Source organism: Streptomyces solincola (assembly GCF_002982015.1).
In the GTDB taxonomy this organism is placed as follows: domain Bacteria; phylum Actinomycetota; class Actinomycetes; order Streptomycetales; family Streptomycetaceae; genus Streptomyces; species Streptomyces solincola.
The window spans coordinates 1-9,122 of the sequence record NZ_PVLV01000022.1; the positions used below are offsets into that span (position 1 = coordinate 1).

Here is a 9,122-nt window from a genome sequence, read left to right on the forward strand (position 1 = left end):
CGGGATGACCCCGCACCCCGCACCCCGCGGCCACGGCCGCTCCGCCCGTCGCGTGCGTCCGCGCGCGACAGGCTCCGCCCAGCGGCCCCCACGCCGCGCCGCGAAAAACTCGTTCGTCTCGGGCCGTCCCCCGGGTCGTGCAGCCGGAAGAACCATCCCAAATCCCGCGTCACTGCGTCGCCAGCCGGCGTGCGGGTGCCCCTTTGAACCTTGGGAGTCAGGCACCATGACCCAGTCGTCCGTAGAGCCCAAGACCGTCGCGGAGGGAGCCGGAGACGGCTCCCGCGTCCCCGCCGGGCGGTCCTGGCTCGACCGGTACTTCCACATATCCCACCGAGGGTCGACCGTCGCCAAGGAAGTGCGCGGCGGCATCACGACCTTCATGGCGATGGCGTACATCCTCCTGCTCAACCCCCTGCTGCTCGGCGGCGCCGACGCCAACGGCGACAAGCTGAGCCAGCCGGCCCTGATCACCGCCACCGCGCTGGCCGCCGCGGTCACCACCCTCGCCATGGGCATCATCGGCAAGGTCCCGCTCGCCCTCGCCGCCGGCCTCAGCGTCGCCGGCGTGATCGCCACCCAGGTCGCCCCGGAGATGAGCTGGGGCCAGGCGATGGGCATGTGCGCCATCTACGGCGCCGTGATCTGCCTCCTGGTGGTCACCGGCGTGCGCGAAGTGATCATGAACGCGATCCCCTTGGCGCTCAAGCACGGCATCACCATGGGCATCGGCCTGTTCATCGCGATCATCGGCTTCGTCAAGGCCGGCTTCGTCGGCCCCGGCACCGCGGGCGGCCCGGTCACCCTGGGCGTCGGCGGCTCGCTCACCGGCTGGCCCGTCGCCCTGTTCAGCCTCACCCTGCTGCTGATCTTCATGCTCCAGGCCCGCAAGATCCCCGGCGCCATCCTGATCGGCATCGTCGTCGGCACGATCATCTCCGTCACCGCCACCGCCACCGGACTGATCGACGAGAAGGCCTGGGGAGGCACCGCCCCCGTCCTGCACGGCAGCGTCGTCTCCATGCCGAACTTCGACCTCTTCGGGATCATGGAGTTCGGCGGCTACGAGCAGCTCGGCTACGCCGCCGTCTCGATGATCGTCTTCACCCTGGTCCTGGCCGGCTTCTTCGACGCCATGGCCACGATCATCGCGGTCGGCCAGGAGGCCAAGCTCGCCGACGCCCAGGGCCGGATGCCCGGCCTCAGCAAGGCCCTGTTCATCGACGGCGCCGGCGGCGTCGTGGGCGGTGCGGCCGGCGCGTCCGGCCAGACCGTCTTCATCGAGTCCGCCACCGGAGTCGGCGAGGGCGCCCGCACCGGCCTCTCGGCCACCGTCACCGGCCTGTTCTTCGCCGCCTGTCTCTTCTTCACCCCGCTGACCCAGCTCGTGCCCGGCCAGGTCGCCTCCGCGGCCCTGGTCGTCATCGGCGCGATGATGCTTCAGAACGCCCGGCACGTGGACTGGACCGACTGGTCCGTCGCCGTCCCGGTCTTCCTGACGGTCGTCCTGATGCCCTTCACCTACACCATCACCACCGGTGTCGGCGCCGGCGTCATCGCCTACTGCGCGATCAAGGCCGCCCAGGGCAAGTGGCGCGAGCCCAGCATCCTGATGTGGGTGCTCTCGGCGGTGTTCATCTTCTACTTCGCCATGGGCAACGGGCACTAGCCCGCGCCCCGCGAGGGGTAACGGGCTCCGGCCCGGGAACCCCTCTACGCAGCACATCGCGCAAGGAGGCCGACATGCTGGACATCGCCGACGAGCTGAACCGGTGGGTCGGGCAGGGACGCGACTTCGCCGTCGCCACCGTGGTGGCGGTCAGCGGAAGCGCGCCCCGGCAGCCGGGAGCGGCCCTCGCCGTCGACAGCGAGGGCACCGCGATCGGGTCGGTCTCCGGCGGCTGCGTGGAAGGGGCCGTGTACGAACTGTGCCGAGCGGCGCTCGACGACGGCAGGACCGTCCTCGAGCGCTTCGGCTACGACGACGAGGACGCCTTCGCGGTGGGTCTGACCTGCGGCGGCACCATCGACATCCTCGTCACCCCGGTACGCGGCGGGGTCGCCCCCGCCGCCCTCAGGGCCGCCGCCGGAGGGGAGGCGGCGGCCCTGGTCCGCGTCGCGGACGGCCCCGCCCCCCTGCTCGGCCGCGCCCTGCTGGTGCGCCCCGACGGCTCCTTCGACGGCAGCCTGGGCGGCCACCCCGGACTGGACCGCACCGCCGCCGCCGAGGGGCGCGCGCTGCTGGACGCCGGCCGCACCGGCGCCGTCACCCTCGGCGCCGACGGCTCCCGCTGCGGGCAGCCGCTCACCCTGCTGGTCGAGTCCAGCGTCCCCGCCCCGCGGATGATCGTCTTCGGCGCGATCGACTTCGCCGCCGCCCTGGTGCGCGTCGGCAAGCTCCTCGGCCACCACGTCACCGTCTGCGACGCCCGCCCGGTCTTCGCCACCGCCGCCCGCTTCCCCGAGGCCGACGAGGTCGTCGTCCGCTGGCCGCACGAGTACCTCGCCGCCACCGCCGTCGACTCCCGCACCGCGCTGTGCGTCCTCACCCACGACGCCAAGTTCGACGTGCCCCTCCTCAAGCTCGCCCTCACCCTGCCCGTCGCCTACATCGGCGCGATGGGCTCCCGCCGCACCCACCTCGACCGCGACCGCCGGCTGCGCGAGGCCGGCGTCAGCGAACTGGAGCTCGCCCGGCTGCGCAGCCCCATCGGCCTCGACCTGGGCGCGCGCACCCCCGAGGAGACGGCCGTCTCCATCGGCGCGGAGATCGTCGCCCACCGCCGCGGCGGCACCGGCGTGCCGCTGGCCGGGGCGCACACCCCCATCCACCACGACGAGAACGCCCCCGCCCCCGACCGCATCGGCTCGGTCGCCTGACGTGGCGTGCGCCACGTTCCGGCATGACCGCCCCGCGCCCGGGCAGGCGACGTGCGCGCCGGGGGCTTCCACCCCGGCAGCCGCACCCCCGCCCCGGTCCGAGGAGACTCCCCGCATGACCACCGCCCAGTCCGCCGGCCGCCCCGGCTCCCCCATCTACGACCAGCTCGTCGAGGAGCAGGGCGACGTGCTCAACGAGGCCCGCGAGCTGGCCGAGCAGACCCGCGAGACCGCCGACCAGGTCCTCGACTGGGACGAGCGCCCCGAGCCCTCCTGACGCCGCGGCCCGGCTCCCGCACCCGACCCCGTACGCCCCAGGCGTACGGGGTCGGGCCGTCCGGCCCGCGGGCCCGTCCGACATGCCGGGATGTGTGACCTGTACGAGGCTGGATACGCGATCGGGCGGAACGGCCCGGCGCGCGGTGCGGCCGGGGCAGGCGAACACATGGAGGAGGCCGACGCATGGACGGCGACGAGAGCATGGGCGACGAGGTCTACCAGCCCGACGCGTCCGACACGGGCGACCAGCGTGAGGACACCGGCGTCCTCGACCGGGAGGACACCCTCTCGGAGCGCGACGCCGACGTGTACGAGGAGGGCTATTCGCCGCCCGAGCGGCCGTACGGCGTGGAGGAGCACGGCACCACCGCCCGCGAGCAGCGCGAGGGCGAGACGCTCGACCAGCGGCTGGCCGAGGAGGTGCCCGACCCGACGCTGGACGACGTCGCGCCCGGGGACGGCATCGGCGACCTGCCCGGCGGCGACGGCGAACCCGTCGGCGGCGACCAGGTCGGCCGGGAGCGCTCCGGCCGGCTGGTGGCGCCCGACCAGGGCGCGCACGGCGACGACGAGAAGGACGTCGTCGCCACCGACGTCGGCATCGACGGCGCCGCGGCGTCGGCGGAAGAGGCCGCCATGCACACCGTCCCGGAAGAGGAAGACGAGATCCCGAGGTGAGCGCCGCCGCGCCGGAGTCCGGCACCGCCTCGCGCGTCACCCTGACGGTGAACGGCGCCGAGCACACCCTGGTGCTGGACAACCGCACCACCGTGCTCGACCTGCTGCGGGAGCACCTCGGGCTGACCGGGGCCAAGAAGGGCTGCGACCACGGGCAGTGCGGGGCCTGCACCGTGCTGGTGGACGGCCGGCGGGCCAACGCCTGCCTGCTGCCGGCGGTGGCGCAGGACGGCGCGGAGCTGACCACCGTGGAGGGGCTGGCCCCGGACGGCGAGCTGCACCCGGTCCAGCAGGCGTTCCTGGACCGCGACGCCTTCCAGTGCGGCTACTGCACCCCCGGCCAGCTCTGCTCGGCCGTCGGGGTGTTCGCCGAGGCCGCCGCCGGGCACCCCTCGCACGTCACCGACCCCGGCCGGACCGCCGCCCAGGGGCCGGTGGAGCTGAGCCGCGCCGAGATCCGCGAGCGGATGAGCGGCAACCTGTGCCGCTGCGGCGCCTACCCCCACATCGTCGCCGCCATCGAGGACGTGACCCGGTGAAGCCCTTCCACTACGTCCGGGCCGACAGCGTGGCCGGGGCCGTCGAGGCGTACGCGGCCCGGCCCGGCGCCCGCTACCTGGCCGGCGGCACCAACCTGATGGACCTGATGAAGCTCGGCGTCGAGACGCCCGCCGCGCTGATCGACGTCAGCAGACTGCCGCTGGACACGGTGCAGGAGCTGCCCGACGGCGGGCTGCGCGCCGGGGCGACCGTCCGCAACAGCGACCTCGCCGCGCACCCGCTGGTCCGCGACCGCTTCCCGGTGCTCTCCCAGGCGCTGCTGGCCGGCGCGTCGGGCCAGTTGCGCAACGTCGCCACCACCGGCGGCAACCTGCTCCAGCGCACCCGCTGCACCTACTTCCAGGACACCTCCGCCCCCTGCGACAAGCGCCGGCCCGGCAGCGGCTGCGCGGCCCGCGCCGGAGTGCACCGGGACCACGCCGTCCTCGGAGCGTCCGAGCGGTGCATCGCCACCCACCCCTCGGACATGGCGGTGGCACTGGCCGCACTGGACGCCGAGGTGGAGCTGCACGGCCCCGAGGGCGGCCGCACCGTCCCCGCGGCGGAGTTCCACCGGCTGCCCGGGGAGCACCCCGAGCGCGACACCGTCATCCGCCCCGGCGAGCTGATCACAGCCGTCACCGTGCCCGGCGCCACGGCCGGCCGCCCCTCGGCGTACCGCAAGGCCCGCGACCGCGCCAGCTACGCCTTCGCGCTCGCCTCGGTCGCCGCCGTGATCGACCTGGACGCCGACCGCACCGTACGGGCGGTGGGCCTGGCCTTCGGCGGACTGGCGCACCGGCCGTGGCGGGCCCGGCTCGCCGAGACCGCGCTGCTGGGGCAGCGGCTCACCGAGGAGGCGGTCGCCCGCGCGGTGGACGCCGAACTGGCCCTGGCCCAGCCGCTCGCCCAGAACGCCTTCAAGGTGCCGCTGGCCCGCAACCTCGCCGTGCACACGCTCAGCGGGCTGGCCGCGGCCCGCAGCCCCCAGCGCACCTGACGCCCCGGAACGAGGAGAGCCGCGATGCGCCCCACCGCCACGCACGCCACCGCCGCCGGCGCGGTCCGCCCCCAGCCGGTCCTCGGCACCGGCCCGCAGCGCCTGGAAGGCCGCGAGAAGGTCACCGGGACCGCCCGGTACGCCACCGAGCAGCCGCACAACCCCCCGGACTGCGCCTACGCCTGGCCGGTGCCGGCGACCGTCGCGGCCGGCCGGATCACCGGCGTGGACACCTCCGCCGCCCTCGCCCTGCCCGGCACCCTCGCCGTGCTCACCCCGGACGACGCGCCCCGCGTCGCCGAGGGTGACGACCCGATCCTGACGGTGCTCCAGGACCACGAGGTCCCGCACCGAGGCTGGTTCGTCGCCCTGGCGGTCGCCGACTCCCTGGAGAACGCCCGCGCCGCGGCCGCCGCGGTGCGGGTGTCCTACCAGGCCCGGCCGGCCGACGTGGAGCTGCGCGCCGACCATCCGGACGCCTTCGTCCCCGACAGCGCCAACGGCCACCCCGGGCGGCGCGAGCGCGGTGACGCCCCGGAGGCGTACGCCGCCGCCCCGGTCCGGGTGGAGACCGCGTACACCATCCCGCCGCTGCACAACCACCCCATGGAGCCGCACTCCTCCTACGCCCGCTGGGACGGCGACCACCTGACCGTCTACGACTCCAGCCAGGGCGCGCACTGGGTGCGCTCCGCCCTGGCGAAGCTGTTCGCGCTGGCCCCGGAGCAGATCACCGTGGTCTCCGAGCACGTCGGCGGCGGCTTCGGCTCCAAGGGCACGCCCCGCCCGCACGTGGTGCTGGCCGCGATGGCCGCCCGGCACACCGGACGCCCCGTCAAACTGGCGCTGCCCCGCCGGCAGATGGCCGAGGTGGTCGGCTACCGCTCGCCGACCCTGCACACGCTGAAGCTGGGCGCGGACCGGGACGGCACCCTGCTCTCCGTCGAGCACGAGATGACCGCGCAGACCTCGCGGATCAAGGACTTCGTCGAGCACGGCGCGGTGGCGGCCCGGGTGATGTACGCCGTACCGCACAGCCTGACCACCCACCGGGCGGTACGCCTCGACGTGCCCAGCCCGTCGTGGATGCGGGCCCCCGGTGAAGCCCCCAGCATGTACGCGCTGGAGTCGGCGATGGACGAGCTGGCCACCGAGCTGGGCATGGACCCGATCGAGCTGCGGCTGCGCAACGAGCCGGTCACCGAGCCGGACAGCGGGCTGCCGTTCTCCAGCCGCCACCTGACCGAGTGCCTGCGCGAAGGGGCCCGCCGGTTCGGCTGGCACCACCGCGACCCGCGGCCCGGAGTGCGCCGCGAGGGCGACCTGCTGACCGGGACGGGGGTGGCCGCGGCCACCTACCCGGTGCTGTGCGACGCCTCCTCGGCCAGCGCCACCGCCCGGCCGGACGGCGGCTACACCGTCCGCGTCGACGCCACCGACATCGGCACCGGCGCGCGCACCGTCCTCGCCCAGGTCGCCGCCGACGCGCTCGGCGTGCCGCTGGACGCGGTGCGCATCGAGATCGGCTCGACCCGGCTGCCCTACGGTCCGCTGGCCGGCGGCTCGGCCGGCACCGCCTCCTGGGGCTGGGCCGTGCACGACGCGTGCACCGCGCTGACCAGCCGGCTGGCCGGCCACCGCGGGCCGCTGCCGGACGGCGGGCTGACCGCCGAGAGCGACACCACCGAGGCCGCCGGGGCCAAGCCGGCGTTCGCCCGGCACGCCTTCGGCGCCCACTTCGCCGAGGTGCAGGTGGACACGGTCAGCGGCGAGGTGCGGGTGCGCCGGCTGCTCGGCGTGTACGCCGCCGGGCGCATCCTCAACTCCCGTACCGCCCGCTCCCAGTTCATCGGCGGCATGACCATGGGCCTGGGCATGGCGCTGACCGAGCACTCCACCGCCGACCCGGTGCTGGGCGGCTTCGCCGAACGTGACCTGGCCTCCTACCACGTGCCGGCCCACGCGGACGTGCCCGACATCGACGCCCACTGGGTGGACGAGACGGACACCCACCTGGGCCCGCTGGGCGCCAAGGGCATCGGCGAGATCGGCATCACGGGCACCCCGGCCGCCGTCGGCAACGCCGTCCACCACGCCCTCGGCGTCCGGCTGCGGGACCTGCCGCTCACCCCCGACAAGGTCCTCGCCGCCCTCGGCTGACCCGGCCGGGCGCTCCGCGATTCGGGTGACGTGCGGCCCACCCGGGCCGGTGCGCCCGGGCCCGGAGGCGGGCGCCGCCTAGGTTGCCCGGGTGGAGCGAGTGAGCGAGCACCAGCGGCCGGCGGCGGACCCGGGAGCCCCGGAGGTGAACCGAGCCGCAGGGAGAAGAGGCAGGGCGGTGATCGACTGGCTGACGACCACCGACCACAAGAAGATCGGGCACCTGTACCTGATCACCTCGTTCGTCTTCTTCCTGCTCGCCGGGGTGCTGGCCCTGGTCATGCGCGCCGAACTGGCCCGCCCCGGGTTGCAGATCGTCTCCGGCGAGCAGTACAACCAGGCCTTCACCCTGCACGGCACCGTGATGCTGCTGCTCTTCGCCACCCCGACCTTCGCCGGCTTCGCCAACGCCGTGATGCCGCTCCAGATCGGCGCCCCGGACGTGGCCTTCCCCCGGCTGAACATGTTCGCCTACTGGCTGTTCGCCTTCGGCGGGCTGATCGTCTTCGGCTCGCTGCTGACGCCGGACGGGACCGCCGACTTCGGCTGGACCGCGTACGCCCCGCTGAACAGCACCGAACGCACCCCGAGCGTCGGCGGCGACCTGTGGATCATGGGCCTGGCGCTGTCCGGCTTCGGCACCATCCTCGGCGCGGTCAACTTCGTCACCACCATCATCTGCATGCGCGCGCCGGGGATGACGATGTTCCGGATGCCGATCTTCTGCTGGAACACCCTGCTCACCTCCGTGCTGGTGCTGCTGGCCTTCCCGGTGCTGGCCGCCGCGCTGCTGGCGCTGGAGGCGGACCGCCGGTTCGGGGCGCAGATCTTCGAGGCCGCCAGCGGCGGGGCGCTGCTGTGGCAGCACCTGTTCTGGTTCTTCGGCCACCCGGAGGTCTACATCATCGCGCTGCCGTTCTTCGGCATCGTCACCGAGATCCTGCCGGTCTTCTGCCGCAAGCCGCTCTTCGGGTACGTCGGGCTGGTCGGGGCGACCATCGCCATCACCGGACTGTCGGTGGTGGTGTGGGCGCACCACATGTTCGCCACCGGGGCGGTGCTGCTGCCGTTCTTCTCCTTCATGAGCTTCCTCATCGCGGTCCCCACCGGGGTGAAGTTCTTCAACTGGATCGGCACCATGTGGCGGGCGTCCCTCTCCTTCGAGACGCCGATGCTGTGGGCCCTGGGCTTCCTGGTGACCTTCCTGTTCGGCGGGCTGACCGGGGTGATCCTGGCCTCGCCGCCGATGGACTTCCACGTCACCGACTCCTACTTCGTGGTGGCCCACTTCCACTACGTGGTCTTCGGCACCGTCGTCTTCGCCACGTTCGCCGGCTTCCACTTCTGGTGGCCCAAGATGACCGGCAAGATGCTGGACGAACGACTGGGCCGCATCCACTTCTGGACCCTGTTCACCGGCTTCCACCTCACCTTCCTGGTCCAGCACTGGCTGGGCGCGGAGGGCATGCCCCGCCGGTACGCCGACTACCTGGCCGCCGACGGCTTCACCGCGCTGAACACCCTCTCCTCCATCGGCGCGTTCCTGCTGGGCCTGTCCACGCTGCCGTTCCTCTACAACGTCTGG

Annotated in this window: 8 protein-coding genes; all 8 read left to right on the forward strand. The window is 73.9% G+C overall.

Annotated features, from left to right (window positions below):
• The first annotated feature begins 226 nt into the window (after positions 1-226).
• A complete protein-coding gene (locus tag C6N75_RS01775) occupies positions 227-1,669 on the forward strand; it encodes an NCS2 family permease (protein WP_105867055.1) in 1,443 nt (480 codons plus the stop codon).
• Between the two features lie 74 nt (positions 1,670-1,743).
• Entirely contained in the window at positions 1,744-2,880 is a 1,137-nt protein-coding gene (locus C6N75_RS01780) for an XdhC family protein (protein ID WP_105867056.1), read from the forward strand.
• Positions 2,881-2,995: 115 nt separating this feature from the next.
• A complete protein-coding gene (locus C6N75_RS30375) occupies positions 2,996-3,157 on the forward strand; it encodes a hypothetical protein (RefSeq protein ID WP_181160285.1) in 162 nt (53 codons plus the stop codon).
• A gap of 185 nt (positions 3,158-3,342) precedes the next feature.
• The gene (locus C6N75_RS01785) at positions 3,343-3,837 is read left to right on the forward strand and encodes a DUF5709 domain-containing protein (protein WP_105867057.1); all 495 of its coding nucleotides are present in this window, start codon (positions 3,343-3,345) and stop codon (positions 3,835-3,837) included.
• Complete coding sequence (locus C6N75_RS01790) at positions 3,834-4,376, forward strand: 2Fe-2S iron-sulfur cluster-binding protein (protein WP_105867058.1); 543 nt, start codon at positions 3,834-3,836, stop codon at positions 4,374-4,376. Before C6N75_RS01785 ends, C6N75_RS01790 begins: the two co-directional genes overlap by 4 nt.
• Positions 4,373-5,377 carry an FAD binding domain-containing protein gene (locus C6N75_RS01795; protein ID WP_105867059.1) on the forward strand — a complete coding sequence of 335 codons (1,005 nt, stop codon included), beginning with the start codon at positions 4,373-4,375 and terminating at the stop codon, positions 5,375-5,377. Before C6N75_RS01790 ends, C6N75_RS01795 begins: the two co-directional genes overlap by 4 nt.
• 24 nt (positions 5,378-5,401) lie before the next feature.
• Positions 5,402-7,537 carry a xanthine dehydrogenase family protein molybdopterin-binding subunit gene (locus tag C6N75_RS01800; protein WP_105867060.1) on the forward strand — a complete coding sequence of 712 codons (2,136 nt, stop codon included), beginning with the start codon at positions 5,402-5,404 and terminating at the stop codon, positions 7,535-7,537.
• Between the two features lie 145 nt (positions 7,538-7,682).
• A partial coding sequence (gene ctaD, locus C6N75_RS01805; RefSeq protein ID WP_258177168.1) for an aa3-type cytochrome oxidase subunit I occupies positions 7,683-9,122 on the forward strand: 1,440 nt, incomplete at its 3' end.

Coding starts and splice junctions, on each gene's coding strand:
- C6N75_RS01775 (WP_105867055.1), top strand. CDS start 227: ATGACCCAGTCGTCCGTAGAGCCCAAGACCGTCGCGGAGGGAGCCGGA.
- C6N75_RS01780 (WP_105867056.1), top strand. CDS start 1,744: ATGCTGGACATCGCCGACGAGCTGAACCGGTGGGTCGGGCAGGGACGC.
- C6N75_RS30375 (WP_181160285.1), top strand. CDS start 2,996: ATGACCACCGCCCAGTCCGCCGGCCGCCCCGGCTCCCCCATCTACGAC.
- C6N75_RS01785 (WP_105867057.1), top strand. CDS start 3,343: ATGGACGGCGACGAGAGCATGGGCGACGAGGTCTACCAGCCCGACGCG.
- C6N75_RS01800 (WP_105867060.1), top strand. CDS start 5,402: ATGCGCCCCACCGCCACGCACGCCACCGCCGCCGGCGCGGTCCGCCCC.